Source organism: Kribbella sp. CA-245084 (assembly GCF_050942355.1).
Classification (GTDB): domain Bacteria; phylum Actinomycetota; class Actinomycetes; order Propionibacteriales; family Kribbellaceae; genus Kribbella.
The window spans coordinates 6480505-6496480 of record NZ_CP192053.1 but is presented as its reverse complement, the minus strand read 5'-3'; the positions used below and the strand labels follow the sequence as shown (position 1 = coordinate 6496480).

Here is a 15976-nt window from a genome sequence, read left to right as displayed (position 1 = left end):
GACCCGTTTTGGTGTCCGGTCCCAGCCTCGGGTAAGCTCTCCGAGCCGGGTTGGTGAGGGCGGAAACAAACTCCCAGCAACGGTGAAATGCCTTTGGGGTATGGGGTAATTGGCAGCCCGTCTGATTCTGGTTCAGTTAGTCTAGGTTCGAGTCCTAGTACCCCAGCGGATTGGACCGCACCGATGAGAATCGGTAGAGTTCAACCTCGTTGCCCGGGCCGCAAGGTCCGGCTGACAACACTCTGGCCCCGTTGTGTAGCGGCCTAGCACGCCGCCCTCTCAAGGCGGTAGCGCGGGTTCGAATCCCGTCGGGGCTACCAGAGAACAAGGCCCCCGTCCTCACGGACGGGGGCCTTCGTGCGTTCCCACCCAACTGCTGGACACGGCGTTATCTAACCGCTTAGAGTCTAACCGCTTAGACCACTCCTGAAAGGGGATCGCCGTGCAGCGGAACCTCTTCGCCGTCCCTGCCGCCGTCATCGCGGCAGCCCTGCTCGTCGCCGGCTGTGGCTCCTCCGGCTCGGCCGACCAGCCGGCCGCGGCCGACTCCGGTCCGGCGACCGGGACCATCACGTTCACCGGCACCGACAACGCCGAGACCTACCAGCCGGTGATCAAGGCCTTCGAGGCGAAGAACCCGGGGATCAAGGTCGCCTACACCCAGATCCCGTTCGACCAGTTCAACGCGACGATGCAGCAGCGGCTGAGCGCGAAGGACAGCGGTATCGACGTCTACACGGTCGACGAACCGCGGGTCTCGCAGCTCGCCGCGAAGGGATTCCTCACAGATCTCAGCGACCTCGACGATCAGGTGAAGACGAAGGTCAGCGCCGCGGCGTACAAGACCAACCACTTCCGCGACAAGCTGTGGTCGTTGCCGATGTGGAACTCGACGCAGTTCCTCTTCTACAACAAGACCGCGCTCGCGAAGGCGAAGGTGACGCCGCCGACCGCGGACCCGCAGCAGCGCTGGACCTGGGAGCAGGTCGAGGCGGCCGGCCGCAAGGCGATGCAGTCGGGCGGTACGAAGTACGGCCTGTTCATGGAGCAGCCCGAGGCGTACTACCAGCTGCAGCCGCTGGCCGAGTCGCTCGGCGGCGGCTCCGGGATCGAAGGCGACGACGCCCTCACCCCGGCGGTCGAGACCGACGGCTGGAAGAAGGCCATGCAGTGGTACGGCGCTACCTTCGCGAGCGGACTGTCTCCGCGCGGGATCGGCGGCTTCCAGACCGGGCCGGTGTTCTCCAACGGCCAATTGGCGTTCTTCGTCGGCGGGCCGTGGGACCTGAAGATCTTCGGCAGCTCGAAGATCGACTGGGGCGTCGCGCCGCTGCCGTACTTCCAGGGCGGCAAGCCGGTCACGCCGACCGGGTCGTGGTCGCTCGGCATCAACCCGGCGTCGAAGCAGCAGGGGATGGCCCGCAAGTTCCTCGAGTTCGCGACGCTCGATGCCACCGGCAATCTGGCCACGACCAGTACGACGACGATCATCCCGGCCAACCTCGAGGCGCAGAAGCAGTACACCCCGAAGATGGACGCGTTCTCCGGTGCGAAGACGGCCGGCGCCGCAGCGATCACGGCGTACGAGAGTGAGCACACGGCGGTATCGCGGCCGGTGAGTGTCGGGTACATCCAGTTCGAGGAAGTCATGGGCAAGGCGTTCGCCGACATCCGCAACGGCACCAACTCCGACACCCGGCTGCAGGAGGCGACCCGCCAGCTCACCGACGCCTGGCGGACTATCAAATGAGGCCAATCAAGTGAGGAAGCGTGGGCAAGGGCTGATCGCCCTTGCCTTCCTCGCGCCAGCGCTGCTGTGCCTCGCCGTACTGCGGATTGTCCCGGCGATCTCGGCCGTCGTGGAGAGCTTCTACACCGAGAGCCTGCTGCGCGGCGGCCGGGTGTTCGCGGGGCTCGACAACTACACGAACCTGCTGTCGAACCAGGACTTCCGGCAGTCGGTCGGCGTGACGCTGCTGTTCACCGTTCTGATCAACCCGATCCAGGTGATCGTCTCGTTCCTGCTGGCGGTCCTGTTCACGCAGAAGGCCGCCGGCTCGAGGCTGTGGCGCACCCTGGTCATCCTGCCGATAGCCACCCCGCCTGCGGTGTCGGCAGTGATCTGGAGCGTCATCTACCGGCCGGACGGCCTCGCGAACGGCGTACTCGAGCGGCTCGGTCTGCCCGCCCAGCCGTTCCTGACGTCGTCCGGCCAAGTGCTGCCGTCGCTGATCGTGCTGCTGTCGTGGATCGGCGTCGGCTACTGGATGCTGTTCCTGATCGCAGGCATCCAAGAGGTCCCGGTCGAGGTCCGCGAAGCGGCGCTGCTCGACGGCGCGAGCGCGTGGCGCCGGATGGTGTCGGTCATCCTCCCGCTGGTACGACGGCCGCTGGCGTTCGTGCTGGTCGCTGACACGGTCTCCAACCTGCTCGTGTTCGCGCCGGTGCAGATCCTCACCAAGGGCGGCCCGAACGGCAACAGCAACCTGTTGATGTACGACGTCTACACCCGCGCGTATGCGATCGGCGACATCCACGTCGCGCAGGCCGAGGTCGTCATTCTGGTCGCGCTGACGCTCGCGATCGTGGCCGGGCAGTTCCGGCTGTTGCGAGGCGACCAGTGAAGCGCGCGAGTCTGTCGGTGCTCGGCGGCGTCATCGGCATCCTGTTCTTCCTGCCGCTGCTGTGGGTGCTGACCAACTCGCTGCGGCCGGGCTCGGAGACGTTCGCGCATCTGACGTTGTCGTGGCAGACGTTCTTCGAGCTGAAGCCGACGTTGCACAACTACTCGGCCTTGCTGAGCAGTGATGTCGGTCGTGCGACGCTCAACTCGATCCTGGTCAGCGCCGCCACGGTCGTCATCGGTCTCGCGGTCTGCGCGTCGGCGGCGTTCGGGCTGGCGGCGTTCGAGTACCGCGGGCGCGGGCTGGTGTTAGGCATCGTCGTACTGAGCTTCCTGGTGCCGTTCGACGCGATCGCGATCCCGCTGTCGACGATGTTCCGCGACTGGCACCTGACCAACACCTTCACCGGGTTGGTGCTGCCGGGGATCGGCAACGGGATGGCGATCTTCCTGCTGCGGCAGTTCTTCCTCGGCATCCCGGCTGAGCTGGTCGAGGCCGGCCGGCTCGACGGGCTGGGCTGGTTCGGTGTCTTCCGCTGGATCTACCTGCCGCTGTCGCGGCCCGCGCTGATCGGCGCCGGGCTGATGCTGTTCCTGTTCCAATGGCAGTCGTACGTCTGGCCGCTGCTGATCGGCACCGACGCCAAGCACATCCTCGGCCCGGTGGCCCTCTCCAACCTGCAAGGTCAGAACTTCGCCGACTACGGTCTGGTGTTCGCAGGCGCCGTCGTACTCACCGTCATCCCGCTGGTGGTCATTGCCGGCTTCCAGCGGTACTTCGTCCAGTCCGTGTCGAGCACGGGCTTGAAATAGGGAGACCATGCACCAGCTCATCCTGGATACCGATATCGGCTCCGACGTCGACGACGCGATGGCGCTCGCCCAGCTCCTGGGCAGCCCGGACGTCGAGCTGCTCGAGATCCACACCGTGTACGGCGACACCCGGCTGCGCGCGCAGCTCGCCCGCCGGTACGCCGCGCTGGCCGGCCGGGACATCGACGTCGTACCGGGTGTGGCGCAGCCGTTGTCGGGCCGGGAGGTGTGGTGGGCCGGGCATGAGGGGTCGTTGCACCACGGGCTGTCCGCCGAGGTCGTCAGCAGCGGCAGCGCGCCGGAGCGCCTGGTGGCGCGGTTGAAGGAGCGCCCGGGAGAGATCGACGTCGCGGCGATCGGGCCGCTGACGAACCTTGCGGCGGCGCTGGAGCGCGAACCGGAGGCCGCTGGATGGATCAGGCATCTGTGGGTGATGGGCGGGTCGTTCGGCGACGACGTGTCGGAGCACAACTTCAAGTCCGATGACGTGGCCGCGCAGGCCGTGCTGAACGCCGGGATCCCGACGACGATCACCGGGCTGGAGATCACCCAGCAGGTGACGATCGGCGCTGACCTGCTGGCGAGGATCCGCGCCGCCGGGCCGTTGGGTGCGGCACTCGGGGCGGACATCGAGCAATGGTGGGCGTACTGGAACGAGACGTGGAACGTGCCGCACGACCCGGTTGCGATCCTCGCGCTGAGCCGGCCGGAGTTGTTCACGTTCTCCGAGGCCGGGCGGGTGACGGTTGCGGCCGGTGGGCACAGTACTTTTGTCCCAGAGACGGAGGGGACTGTGCGGATCGTCACTGGTGTACGCGCGGACGAGGTGGCGGAGGAGATCACGGCCCGGATCGTCACCGCTCATGGGGAGATCGATGGCGACGGCTCGTGACGTTGCCGAGCGGGCCGGTACGTCGACCGCGGTCGTCAGCTACGTCTTCAACAACGGCCCTCGGCCCGTCTCGGCGGAGACCCGTCGGCGCGTGCTGGAAGCCGCGGCGGAGCTGGACTACCGGCCCAACATCCTCGCCCGCGCGCTGAGCGCCGGCCGCACGTACTCGCTCGGTCTGCTGATCCCGCAGATCCGCAACCCGTACTTCGCCACGCTCGCCGAGCACCTGGAGAACTTCGCGCGGCAGCACGACCACCTGCTGCTCATCGGTGACTCGGCGGGCGATCCGGAGCAGGAGTCCGCGCACATCGGCTCGTTCATCGAGCGCAAGGTCGACGGCGTCGTACTCGTCTCGCTGCTGGTCGAGCCCGCGATCCAGCGGTTCGCTGCGGCCGGCGTACCGGTTGTTGCTCTGCATCCCGTGCCTGAGGGCGTGACGGTGTCGACGCTGTCGATCGACTACGTCGCGGCCGCCGAGGCGTCGACGGATCACCTGCTGTCACACGGCTACCGCACCCTCGGCGTCGTCACGGGCCCAGAAGATTCACCCGGTACGTCGGAACACCGGCGCGGGATCGAACGGGCGCTGGACAAGCACCCGCGGGCCTCGGCGCGGTACGTCGCCAGCCCGGTGTCGCGCTTTGCCGCGCGCGACGCCGTACAGCCGTGGTTCAAGCAGAAGCGGCCGCCGCGGGCGATCTACTGCTCGACCGACGAGCAGGCGTTCGGCGTACTGTTCGCGGCTTGGGAGGCCGGGCTGCGGGTGCCGGAAGACGTTGCGGTGATGGGGTTCGACGGCACCAGCGAGTGCACGGTGACGATCCCGCCGCTGGCCAGCGTGCGCCAGCCGATCGAGGAGACCGCACGCAGCGCCGTCGAATTGCTGCTCGATCGCACGAACACCCAGGCCGCCCGCCATGTCCTCGACTACACGCTGATCCCGAGCGCATCCTGCGGCTGTCACCCGCATCGCTGAACCTCCGGCACCGCGCGGCTAGTCGTGGCTGGTCAGGCCGGTGATGGGCTGGAGTGGGCGGGCCCGGTGTTCAGCTCCCGCCGTACTGAGAATCCGACACCGATCAGGACCACACCCCACACGAGTGCGGTGACGCCCAGGACGACGGCGATGCTGACCGCGCCGGCTCCGGGCTTGGCGGCGAACAGTACGCCGATCAGGATCGACAGCAAGCCGCTCAGCACCAGGAGCCAGCGCGGCATCACCTGCTGACTGCTGAAGGCGCCGGCGAGCTCGAAGATGCCGCGGATGATCAGCCAGATCCCGAGGATCCAGGTCAGGGTCGCCGCGGTCATCCCGGGGCTGGTGATCGCGAAGAACGCCGCGACCAGAGCGATGACCCCGAGGACGACCAGCCAGAGCCGGCTGCCCTTCGACTCGGGCTGGAATGCTTGGACGATCGAGCCGATGCCGTCGAACAGGGCCCAGAAGCCCCACAGCAACGCCAGCGCGATCGCGGTGTGAATGGGCCACGCGATCGCGAGGATCCCGAAGATGACAGCGATGACACCGCGGACGAGCAACATCTTCCAGCCGAGAGTCAGCCAGTCCCGCTCCATGTCGGACCTCCTTTGAGGGGCTTTCCACCCTCATGGTGATCCTGGTTGCGCTACGTGACAACTACCCGGCTATTCCGACGCGCGGCGCAGGGCTTCGGAGAGTCGCTCGGCGGCGGCCATCACGGCCGGGGCGTGCATACGGCCGGGCTGGCGGGACAGCCGTTCGATCGGGCCGGAGACCGAGACGGCGGCGATCACCTTGCCGCTGGGGGAGCGGACCGGGGCGGAGACGGACGCAACGCCCTGCTCCCTCTCACCGACCGAGTGCGCCCAGCCACGACGCCGTACGCCGGCCAGTGCGGCCGCGTTGAACGACGCGTTGTGGAGGCCACGGTGCATCCGCTCCGGGTCCTCCCAGGCAAGCAGTATTTGAGCAGCCGAACCGGCGGCCATGGTCAACTGACTGCCGACCGGCACGGTGTCGCGCAGACCGGACGGACGCTCGGCGGCGGCGACGCACACGCGGTACTCACCCTGGCGGCGGAACAGCTGCGCCGATTCGCCGGTGATGTCCCGCAGTCGCGCCAGCACCGGGCCGGCGGTCGCGAGCAGCCTGTCCTCGCCTGCGGCGGAGGCCAACTCACTGAGTCGCGGACCGAGCACGAATCGTCCCTGCATGTCGCGGCCCACCAGACGGTGGTGCTCCAGCGCCACCGCGAGCCGGTGTGCGGTCGGTCGGGCCAGCCCTGTGGCCGCGACGAGTCCGGCCAGGGTCGCCGGCCCGGACTCGAGCGCAGACAGAACGAGAGCTGCTTTGTCGAGAACGCCGACTCCGCTAGAGTTGTCCATGAGACGATACTGCCGTCTCGAATCGTGGAACGCAAGTCGCTTCAGGGGTCCAATCGAGAGCACTGTGAGCGAAAGCACCTCACCACATACCTCAAAGGAGAAGTCTGATGGGTAGGACGTTGTCGGAAAAGGTCTGGGACGCGCATGTCGTGCGCCATGCCGACGGAGAACCCGACCTTCTCTACATCGACCTCCATCTGGTCCACGAGGTGACCAGCCCGCAGGCCTTCGACGGCCTGCGGCTGGCCGGCCGCGGTGTCCGGCGTCCCGATCTGACTATTGCGACCGAGGACCACAACGTCCCGACGTTCGACGTCGACAAGCCGATCGCCGACCCGGTGTCGCGCACCCAGGTGGACACGCTGCGGAAGAACGCCGAGGAGTTCGGCATCCGGATCCACACCCTCGGCGACCCGGACCAGGGCGTCGTGCACGTGATCGGCCCGCAGCTCGGTCTGACCCAGCCGGGCATGACCGTGGTCTGCGGTGACAGCCACACCTCCACGCACGGCGCGTTCGGAGCGATTGCCTTCGGCATCGGTACGAGCGAGGTCGAGCACGTGCTGGCCACGCAGACGTTGATGCAGGCCCGTCCGAAGACGATGGCCGTCACGGTCGACGGCGTACTGCCGGACGGCGTCTCCGCGAAGGACCTGGTGCTCGCGCTGATCGCGCAGGTCGGCACCGGCGGCGGCCAGGGCTACATCGTCGAGTACCGCGGTGAAGCGATCCGCGCGCTGAGCGTGGAAGCCCGGATGACGATCTGCAACATGTCGATCGAGTGGGGCGCCAAGGCCGGCATGATCGCGCCGGACGAGACGACCTTCTCCTACCTGCAGGACAAGCCGCACGCGCCGCAGGGCGTCGACTGGGAAGCCGCGGTCGAGTACTGGAAGAGCCTGGCCACCGACGAGGACGCGGCGTTCGACCGCGAGATCGTGCTGCGGGCCGAGGACATCGCGCCGTTCGTCACCTGGGGGACGAACCCGGGCCAGGGCATCCCGCTGTCGGAGCAGGTGCCGTCGCCGGACGACTTCGACAACGAGAACGACAAGGTCGCCGCCGAGCGCGCGCTGGAGTACATGGGCCTCACCGCCGGTACGCCGATGCGCGAGATCCACGTGGACACGGTCTTCCTGGGCTCCTGCACCAACGGCCGGATCGAGGACCTGCGCGCCGCGGCCGGGGTGCTCGCCGGCCGGAAGGTTGCCGAGGGCACCCGGATGCTCGTCGTACCGGGCTCGGGCCGGGTCCGGCTGCAGGCCGAGGCCGAGGGCCTGGACGCGATCTTCAAGGACGCCGGCGCCGAGTGGCGCGGCGCCGGATGCTCGATGTGTCTGGGCATGAACCCGGACCAGCTGGCGCCGGGTGAGCGCAGCGCCTCCACCTCGAACCGGAACTTCGAAGGCCGCCAGGGCAAGGGCGGTCGCACCCACCTGGTGTCGCCGCTGGTCGCCGCCGCGACCGCCGTCACCGGGACCCTGGCCGCACCGGCGGACCTGCCGCCCGTCGCCGTACCTGCGAACGCCTGAGGAGCAAGGGAATCATGGAAGCCTTCACCCAGCACATCGGTACGGCGGCCCCGCTGCGCCGCAGCAACGTCGACACCGACCAGATCATCCCGGCTGTGTACCTGAAGCGGGTCACGCGGACCGGCTTCGAGGACGGACTGTTCGCTGCCTGGCGCAACGATCCTTCCTTCGTCCTCAACCAGCCCGAGTACGGCGGCGTCTCGGTGCTCGTCGCGGGACCGGACTTCGGCACCGGATCGTCGCGTGAGCACGCGGTCTGGGCCCTGCTCGACTACGGGTTCCGCGTGGTCGTCTCCTCGCGGTTCGGCGACATCTTCCGCGGCAACTCGGGCAAGGCCGGGCTGCTCGCGGCCCTGGTGGAGCAGGACGTGGTCGAGCAGCTGTGGACCACGATCGAGAGCGACCCGGGCACCAAGGTGACGGTCGACCTTGAGAACAAGACGATCTCAGCCGGTGACGTGTCGGCACCCTTCGAGATCGACGACTACACGCGCTACCGGTTGCTGAACGGCCTGGACGACGTCGGCATCACGTTGTCGCACGCGGACGAGATCACTGCCTACGAAGCAACCCGGCCGTCCTTCAAGCCGGCAACCCTTCCTGCGAAGGCCTGAAACATCGGCCAGAGTTAGCGCCCCCGTAACGTTCGGCGGGCCGGGGGCGATAACTCTGGTGTTACCCTTACGTGGTTGTCAGAACAAGGCTTGCGAGACCGAGGAGGTGGGGCGCTGATGAGCGAACCCTCCAGACATACGGGTCTCGCTCGACCTTCGGGGGCTTCCTTCTTCTAGAAGGTGCAGAGTTCCTCTAGCAGTTGTGGGGTCGGGCAGACGTGTGTTCATCACTCACCTGATCCACCGCACCTGGAGGACTCATGTCCGACCTTCGCCTGCGCACGATCCGTGCGTTCAGCCGCACTCCGTCACTGCGTGCTGCCGCTCGCAAGCACGCTGCTGCCGTCTCCGCCGCCGTGCCCGAGCAGGCTGAGAAGCAGTCGCGCGATCCGCAGATGCCCAAGGGGCACAGCGTCGTGGACAGTGCGATCTACTGCGACGGCCGCCGGGTCGCTTCTCCTGACTCCCTCGCCGAGACCTACGGCGAGCTGCACCAGGCCCCGCACAGCCTGGCCTGGATCGGCCTGTACCGGCCGGACCGCCGCGAGCTCGCCTCGCTGGCGCAGGAGTTCGACCTGCACGAGCTGGCGATCGAGGACGCCAACGAGGCGCATCAGCGGCCGAAGCTGGAGCGGTACGGCGACACGTTGTTCGTCGTACTGAAGGCCGCGCGGTACCGGGACGCGACCGAGGAGGTCGAGTTCGGTGAGGTGCACGTGTTCGTCGGACCGGACTTCGTGGTGACGGTCCGGCACGCCGAAGCGCCCAACCTGGCAGCGGTACGGCGCCGGGTCGAGCGCGACCCCGAGCTGCTCAGCCTAGGTGCCGAAGCGGTTCTCTACGCGATCATGGACAAGGTCGTCGACGGCTACGCTCCGGTCGTCGCCGGTCTCGAGAACGACATCGACGAGATCGAGACCGAGGTGTTCCGCGGTGACCCGAAGGTGTCGCGGCGCATCTACGAGCTCTCCCGTGAGGTGATCGAGTTCCAGCGCGCGACCCGGCCGCTGGTCGGCATGCTCGAGCAGCTGCGCGGCGGATTCCAGAAGTACGGCGTGGACGAGGAACTGCAACGTTCACTGCGCGATGTCGCCGACCACGTCACCGAGGTGGTGGAGAAGGTCGACGGCTTCCGCGAACTGCTGCGCGACATCCTGACGGTGAACGCGACCCTGGTCGCCCAGCAGCAGAACGAGGAGATGAAGAGCCTCGCGATCGCCAGCAGCGAGCAGAACGAAGAGGTGAAGCGGATCTCTGCCTGGGCGGCGATCCTGTTCGCCCCGACCCTCATCGGCACCGTCTACGGGATGAACTTCGACAAGATGCCGGAGCTGCACTGGCAGTACGGATACCCCTTCGCGATCGGCCTGATGGCCTTGGTGTGTGGAGGTCTGCACCAGATCTTCAAACGCCGCGGCTGGCTCTGAACTCCTGGGAATCTCCTGCGAAAAGGGCCCTCAGGGCCCTGATCGGGCCAAATTGTGGCACGAATCGCCCAAAACAAGGGCGAATTGCCGCGTTGGTGTTTGTGAACGGCGTGTTGAGTCCATAACGTTCCTGTGAGATCGAGCGCTGTGCTCGACGCCTACGTTCACGGAGGGAAGCAGTGAACAAGAGCCAGTTGGTCGAAGCGCTCGCAGTGCACTTCGACGGAAACCGCCGCCAGGCCCAGCACGCTTTGGAATCGGTGATCGACACCGTGGAGCGCGAGCTGACCAAGAAGGGCGGCAAGGTCGCCATCACCGGTTTCGGTGCCTTCGAGGCCATCGAGCGTGGCGCGCGCATCGTGCGCAACCCGCGGACCGGTGAGACCAAGCGTGCCAAGAAGACCGTGGTTCCGAAGTTCCGCGCGGGTGCGGAGCTGAAGGCCGTTGTCTCCGGCGCGAAGAAGCTGCCGAAGCTGGTCGTCCCGAAGCCGGCCGCGACCGCCACCAAGGCGGCCGCCCCGGCGAAGAAGGCTGCACCGGTCAAGGCCGCTGCAACCAAGACCGCCGCCGCAACAAAGACCGCCGCCGCGAAGAAGACGGTCGCCAAGAAGGCCCCGGCCAAGACGGTTGCCAAGAAGGCGCCGGCGAAGACCGTTGCCAAGAAGGCCCCGGTCAAGAAGGCCCCGGTCAAGACCGTTGCGAAGAAGGCGCCGGTCAAGAAGGCCCCCGCCAAGAAGACCGCGGCGAAGCGTACCGCTCGCTGATCTTCACGCACTGCGGCACCGCACTACAGCGAAGGCCGGTCACCCCACTCCAGGGGTTGACCGGCCTTCGCCGTTGTCTGCGGCAACTAGGGGCAACTAGAGCTGGGTCGCGAATTCCACCTTTGTGATGGTTAGGTCCGCCCCGGAACCGGTCGTCTCGAGCCGGACCCGCTGGCCGACGCGTAGATGCCGCACGGGAGTATCGGCGACCGCGTGCACGGTGAACGGCAACTCGATCCCGCTGTCCGTCAGCACCGCACCGGAAAACGTCTCGCCGTCGTAGCGGCTCACGGTTGCCTGCATATCAGCAGGCTAGACCCTCGGTCCCGGTCGCGGCACCGAGAACCAGCGACATCACGTCGGCGGTCGCCGGCCCCACTCCGAGCTGTACGGCGTGCGCCAGATCGGCGGCCGTGTCGACATCACGACGTACCGACTCGATCCCGGTCAGCTCGATCGGGATCGCCCCGGACGCCTGGTGTGCCAGCGCGGAACCCACACCGAAGCGGGGATCCAGCGGTACGCCGGGAGCCGCCGCGAGCAACGTCGTACCCGTGCCGGGCTGGTCCACCACGAACGAGCGTGGCGCCGTACAGGCCGCGAGTACGGCGGTGAGCTCGGCCGGACGCAGCGCCGGAAGATCCGCGGACAACGCGGCGACGCCGTTGTCCGGGAACTCGGCAGCGGCAACAGCGGCGCCATGCAGTAAGGCCTCGTTGAGCCCGGCGGCCGGCAGATCCGGTACGACGTACGCACCGGCGGCGGTCACATCCGCCGCGACCAACGGATCGTCCGTGACGACCAGGACGGCGTGCACCAGGGGAGAGGCGAGGGCGGCCGCAGTAGTGTCGACAGCGAACGCACGAGCCAGCTCGGGACGGTGCTGCGGGTACGCCGGAGCGAGCCGGCTCTTCGCGATCGCCGTACGCTTCACCGGGATCGCCAGGATCCAGGGAGCGACCTGTAGGTCTGCCATCAGGCAGGATTCTCCCATGACGGATGGCAGCAACGAGCAGCAGGAGGCTCCAGTGGACAACGGGCAGGGTGATCCGCGTCCGCCGCGGGGCTTCTGGTTCGGCATCATCGCGGCGATCGTCAAGCCGTTCATGATTGTGATGACCAAGTGCCGGTTCACCGGCCGGGAGAACATGCCGCGCACCGGCGGCGTCATCTACGTGCCCAACCACATCTCGCATTTCGACCCGGTGCTGCTCGGGTACTTCATCTGGGAGTGCCGGCGGATCCCGCGATTCCTGGGCAAGGCGTCGCTGTTCAAGATCCCGGTGCTCGGCACGATCATCAGAGGCGCAGGGCAGATCCCGGTGTACCGGGATTCGACCCAGGCCGCGGATGCGTTCCGGGACGCCGTCGCGGCGGTCGAACGCGGTGAGTGTGTGGGCGTTTACCCGGAGGGCACCATTACCCGTGACCCGGACATGTGGCCGATGACCGGCAAGACCGGCGCCGCCCGGATCGCGTTGATGACCGGCTGCCCGGTGATCCCGATCGCCAACTGGGGCGCGCAGGACATCATCAAGTCGTACACCGGCAAGATCCGGATCCGCCTGCTGCCGCGCAAGACGCTGCTGGTCCGGGCCGGTGCGCCGGTCGACCTGAGCGCGTTCGAGGGCAAGCCGCTGACCAACCAGCTGTTGCACGAGGCAACCGAGGTGATCATGGCCCGGGTCGCCGAAACCCTCGGCGAGCTGCGCGGAGAGACCCCGCCCAAGGAGCTCTACGACTTGCGCAAAGCCAGGAAAGCCGAAGGTGAGGAGACGGCATGACGAAGGTCGCGGTGTTCGGTGCCGGATCCTGGGGTACGGCGTTCGCTGTGGTGCTCGCGAACGCCGGGAACCAGGTGTCCGTCTGGGGCCGGCGTGAGTCGCTCTGTGAGTCGATCAATGCTGATCACGAGAACGCCGAGTACATGCCCGGCTTGCGCTTGCCGGATGCGATCACCGCGACGCACGACCCGGCCGCGGCGGCCGACGGCGCGGAGGCGATCGTCCTCGCCGTACCGTCCCAGTCGTTGCGCGACAACCTGACGGACTGGGCCGGCGTACTGCCGAACGCCGTACCGCTGGTGAGTCTGATGAAGGGCGTCGAGCTCGGTACGACGAAGCGGATGAGCGAGGTGATCGCCGAGCTCACCGGCGCCGGGCCGGAACGCATCGCGGTCGTCTCAGGGCCGAACCTGGCGCGCGAGATCGCCGAAGGCCAACCGGCCGCATCCGTGGTCGCCTGCGCGGACGAGGGTACGGCGGCGCGGTTGCAGAAGCTGTGCCATTCGCCGACGTTCCGCCCGTACACGAACAACGACGTCGTCGGCTGCGAGCTCGGCGGCGCCTGCAAGAACGTGATCGCGCTCGCGGTCGGGATGGCCGTCGGACTCGGTTTCGGCGACAACGCCCGCGCCTCGGTGATCACCCGCGGCCTCGCCGAGATCGCCCGTCTGGGTACGGCGCTGGGCGCGGACGAGCACACGTTCTCCGGTCTGGCCGGGCTCGGCGATCTGGTGGCGACGTGCTCGTCGCCGCTGTCGCGGAATCGGACCTTCGGCGAGAAACTCGGCCAGGGTATGAGCGTTGCGGAGATCGCCGGCGCGACGCGGCAGGTCGCCGAGGGTGTGAAGTCCTGCGCGTCGATCTCGGAGCTGGCGCACCGGCACGACGTCGAAATGCCGATCGCCGAACATGTCACCAAGGTCGTCGCCGGTGAGATGACCCCGAAGGACATGCTGTTCAGCCTGGTCTCCCGCTCGGCGAAGTCGGAGCGCTGGGGATGATCCCGGCCGCGTTCGCCAAAGCCACCATCGATCGTGAAGGCGCCGTCGGCGAAGCCTGGCTGGCCGAGCTGCCTGCCATCGCCGACGACGTCCTGGCTCGCTGGGACTGCATACCCGCTGGTGAAACGATGCACGGCCAGGTCGGCATCGTCATCCCGGTCCAGGACGAGCGGGTGGTGAAGATTTCGTTCCCGCATCCCGGCAACGACTACGAGGCCGACGCCTTCGCGGCCTGGGACGGACGCGGCGCGGTCAAGCTGCACGAACGCGACGACGCCCGGTACGCCCTGCTCCTCGAGCAGGCGCATCCCACGACGCTGATGGAGCACAACGAGGACGTCGTCGTCATCGCTGCCGACCTGCATCGCCGGTTGCGGATCCCGGCACCTGACGGTCTACCCCGAATGTCTGAACAAGCCGACACCTGGGCCGAAGAGCTCCATCGTGACGCCACCGAGCTGGACCACCCGCTACCGGCGGCTGCGATCGACGCGGCCCTGGCTGTCGTCGACGAGCTCGGTCGCGATCAGCCGGAGATCCTGATCCACGGCGACTTCCACCCGCGCAACATCCTCCGAGCGGACCGGGAGCCCTGGCTGGCCGTCGATCCCAAGGGGTACGTCGGCGACCCGGCGTACGACGCGACCACGTTCCTCCGAACGCGGGCCGCCCATCAGCTCGGCGCCGACGACCTGATCAAGCTGCTGAACCACGAGCTCGAACTGTTCGCCGAGGCCGCCGAGCTCGATCCCGAACGAATCCGGCGCTGGGCCCACCTCAACATGGTCCAGTCGGCCTTCTGGGGCCGGCGCCACGGCTTCGGCCGCGCCCGCTCGGGCAGCCAACTCGACCGTTTCATCGCCCTCTGCGACGAACTGGCTCTCAGCTGGAACGACTAGATGTGCAGCTCGACAGGAGGTGTCCGGTCGGCCGGCCCGGCGGCACGCTCAGCCAGGCGGCCGATGTGGCCTCAGAGGCCGACACTTCCTGTCGAGCTGCAGAACCATTGCTGCAGCACGAGGGTGGCGGCGCCGAGGAGGGCCGCGTCCCTGCCCGTTTGCGAGCGCACGACCTGCAGGTGGGTTGTGGCCAGAGGCAACGATCGGGCGTAGATCGTTTCGCGGATGCCCGCGAGCAGGCTGTCGCCGGCCTGGGAGAGTGAGCCGCCGACAACGATCACCGAGGGGTTGAGCAGGCTGACCGCGGCGGCGAGGACCGTGCCGATCTCGCGACCGGCCTGGCGGATCTCGGCAGTGGCGGCGGTGTTTCCGGAGCGGACCAGTTCGACGATGTCGCCGCTGGTGCTGACTCCCAGCCGGGTCGCCAGCGCGGCTGCGGAGGCGACCGCCTCGAGGCAGCCGATGTTGCCGCAGCGGCAGAGCTCGGTGTGGCCAGGTGCCTGGATGTGGCCGATGTCGCCGGCAGCGCCCTGGGCGCCGCGGTGCAGGCGGCCGCCGCTGATCACGCCCGCACCGATGCCGGTGGCAACCTTCACGAACAGCAGGTGCTCGACGTCCGGGTACGCCGTCGCGTGCTCGCCGAGCGCCATGATGTTCACGTCGTTGTCGACCAGCACCGGGCCGGGCAGCTCACGGCTCAGTCGGCCGACCACGTCGTACGAATCCCAGCCGGGCATGATCGGCGGATGGTTCGGCCGTCCGGTGCCGTGCTCGACCGGACCGGGCAGCCCGACGCCGGTGCCGGCCAGATCCTCCGGCGGCCTGTGCGCTTCTTCGAGTAGCGCGCGGCCAGCCTTGGCGACAGCTTCGAGAACGACCTCGGGTCCTTCGGCGATCTTGAGCGGCGTCGTCGACCGGTGCAGGATCTCGCCGGCCAGATCGGTGAGGGCGACGGACAGGTGCGTCGCCCCGACGTCGGCCGCGAGCATCAGTCGCGCGGTCGGGTTGAACCGGAAGCGCGCCGGCGGCCGGCCGCCCGTCGACGCGGCCTCACCGGACGGTACGACGAGACCGGCCGCGAGCAGCGCCTCGATCCGCCCGGTGACCGTGGAGCGGGCCAGACCGGTGACGTCGATCAGCTCGGCGCGGGTCCGGGCCTGCCCGTCGAGGAGCAGTCGCAGGACCGCGTCCGTCGTATCCAGATCGCTCATGTGTCGGACTTTCGTCGTACCAGCCGTGGACTTTTGCTTGACAGGGTTCAAA

Annotated in this window: 17 protein-coding genes and 2 tRNA genes; 14 read left to right on the top strand and 5 right to left on the bottom strand. The window is 67.9% G+C overall.

The window, feature by feature from the left end:
* Positions 1-94: 94 nt before the first annotated feature.
* From ACQPYH_RS30910 to ACQPYH_RS30880, 7 genes are all read left to right on the top strand, one after another.
* Positions 95-166 (top strand) — tRNA-Gln (locus ACQPYH_RS30910).
* A 78-nt stretch (positions 167-244) separates the two neighbouring features.
* Positions 245-320: transfer RNA gene (locus tag ACQPYH_RS30905), tRNA-Glu, on the top strand.
* A 122-nt stretch (positions 321-442) separates the two neighbouring features.
* Positions 443-1750, top strand: coding sequence for an ABC transporter substrate-binding protein (locus ACQPYH_RS30900; protein WP_432878424.1), 1308 nt, complete (start codon positions 443-445; stop codon positions 1748-1750).
* A gap of 10 nt (positions 1751-1760) precedes the next feature.
* Entirely contained in the window at positions 1761-2624 is an 864-nt protein-coding gene (locus ACQPYH_RS30895; protein ID WP_432878421.1) for a carbohydrate ABC transporter permease, read from the top strand.
* Positions 2621-3436 carry a carbohydrate ABC transporter permease gene (locus ACQPYH_RS30890; protein ID WP_432878419.1) on the top strand — a complete coding sequence of 272 codons (816 nt, stop codon included), beginning with the start codon at positions 2621-2623 and terminating at the stop codon, positions 3434-3436. Before ACQPYH_RS30895 ends, ACQPYH_RS30890 begins: the two co-directional genes overlap by 4 nt.
* Before the next feature lie 7 nt (positions 3437-3443).
* The gene (locus ACQPYH_RS30885; RefSeq protein WP_432878416.1) at positions 3444-4328 is read left to right on the top strand and encodes a nucleoside hydrolase; all 885 of its coding nucleotides are present in this window, start codon (positions 3444-3446) and stop codon (positions 4326-4328) included.
* A complete protein-coding gene (locus tag ACQPYH_RS30880) occupies positions 4312-5304 on the top strand; it encodes a LacI family DNA-binding transcriptional regulator (RefSeq protein ID WP_432878414.1) in 993 nt (330 codons plus the stop codon). The genes ACQPYH_RS30885 and ACQPYH_RS30880 overlap by 17 nt, the downstream gene beginning before the upstream one ends.
* A gap of 32 nt (positions 5305-5336) precedes the next feature.
* Here ACQPYH_RS30880 and ACQPYH_RS30875 read toward each other — a convergent pair whose 3' ends face one another.
* A complete protein-coding gene (locus ACQPYH_RS30875; protein WP_432878411.1) occupies positions 5337-5903 on the bottom strand; it encodes an HdeD family acid-resistance protein in 567 nt (188 codons plus the stop codon).
* A 69-nt stretch (positions 5904-5972) separates the two neighbouring features.
* The gene (locus ACQPYH_RS30870; protein WP_130387568.1) at positions 5973-6692 is read right to left on the bottom strand and encodes an IclR family transcriptional regulator; all 720 of its coding nucleotides are present in this window, start codon (positions 6690-6692) and stop codon (positions 5973-5975) included.
* 107 nt (positions 6693-6799) lie between these two features.
* Between ACQPYH_RS30870 and leuC the strand changes: the two genes are divergently transcribed.
* From leuC to ACQPYH_RS30850, 4 genes are all read left to right on the top strand, one after another.
* The gene (gene leuC / locus ACQPYH_RS30865) at positions 6800-8224 is read left to right on the top strand and encodes a 3-isopropylmalate dehydratase large subunit (RefSeq protein ID WP_432878408.1); all 1425 of its coding nucleotides are present in this window, start codon (positions 6800-6802) and stop codon (positions 8222-8224) included.
* Between the two features lie 14 nt (positions 8225-8238).
* Positions 8239-8838, top strand: a complete 600-nt coding sequence (leuD, locus tag ACQPYH_RS30860; protein ID WP_432878405.1) for a 3-isopropylmalate dehydratase small subunit — start codon at positions 8239-8241, stop codon at positions 8836-8838.
* Positions 8839-9098: 260 nt separating this feature from the next.
* The gene (corA, locus tag ACQPYH_RS30855; RefSeq protein ID WP_432878402.1) at positions 9099-10265 is read left to right on the top strand and encodes a magnesium/cobalt transporter CorA; all 1167 of its coding nucleotides are present in this window, start codon (positions 9099-9101) and stop codon (positions 10263-10265) included.
* 179 nt (positions 10266-10444) lie between these two features.
* The gene (locus ACQPYH_RS30850; RefSeq protein ID WP_432878399.1) at positions 10445-11029 is read left to right on the top strand and encodes an HU family DNA-binding protein; all 585 of its coding nucleotides are present in this window, start codon (positions 10445-10447) and stop codon (positions 11027-11029) included.
* A gap of 96 nt (positions 11030-11125) precedes the next feature.
* Here ACQPYH_RS30850 and ACQPYH_RS30845 read toward each other — a convergent pair whose 3' ends face one another.
* Together ACQPYH_RS30845 and cofC are read right to left on the bottom strand one after the other, a co-directional pair.
* The gene (locus ACQPYH_RS30845; protein ID WP_432878397.1) at positions 11126-11332 is read right to left on the bottom strand and encodes a hypothetical protein; all 207 of its coding nucleotides are present in this window, start codon (positions 11330-11332) and stop codon (positions 11126-11128) included.
* Position 11333: 1 nt separating this feature from the next.
* Positions 11334-12005: a 2-phospho-L-lactate guanylyltransferase gene (gene cofC / locus ACQPYH_RS30840; RefSeq protein WP_432878394.1), complete on the bottom strand. Its 672-nt coding sequence runs from the start codon at positions 12003-12005 to the stop codon at positions 11334-11336.
* Between the two features lie 16 nt (positions 12006-12021).
* Here cofC and ACQPYH_RS30835 point away from each other — a divergent pair, with 16 nt between their 5' ends.
* Genes ACQPYH_RS30835 through ACQPYH_RS30825 form a run of 3 tightly spaced genes read left to right on the top strand, consistent with a single transcriptional unit; the run spans position 12022 to position 14713 of the window.
* Complete coding sequence (locus ACQPYH_RS30835) at positions 12022-12813, top strand: lysophospholipid acyltransferase family protein (protein ID WP_432878391.1); 792 nt, start codon at positions 12022-12024, stop codon at positions 12811-12813.
* On the top strand, positions 12810-13814 hold the full coding sequence (locus ACQPYH_RS30830; protein ID WP_432878389.1) for an NAD(P)H-dependent glycerol-3-phosphate dehydrogenase: 1005 nt from the start codon (positions 12810-12812) through the stop codon (positions 13812-13814). The genes ACQPYH_RS30835 and ACQPYH_RS30830 overlap by 4 nt, the downstream gene beginning before the upstream one ends.
* Entirely contained in the window at positions 13811-14713 is a 903-nt protein-coding gene (locus tag ACQPYH_RS30825; protein WP_432878387.1) for an aminoglycoside phosphotransferase family protein, read from the top strand. Before ACQPYH_RS30830 ends, ACQPYH_RS30825 begins: the two co-directional genes overlap by 4 nt.
* A 71-nt stretch (positions 14714-14784) precedes the next feature.
* On the opposite strand, the gene ACQPYH_RS30820 is transcribed toward ACQPYH_RS30825, so the two are convergent.
* Positions 14785-15924 (bottom strand): ROK family protein, encoded by a 1140-nt coding sequence (locus ACQPYH_RS30820; RefSeq protein ID WP_432878385.1) that lies wholly within the window; start codon positions 15922-15924, stop codon positions 14785-14787.
* Positions 15925-15976 lie beyond the last annotated feature (52 nt).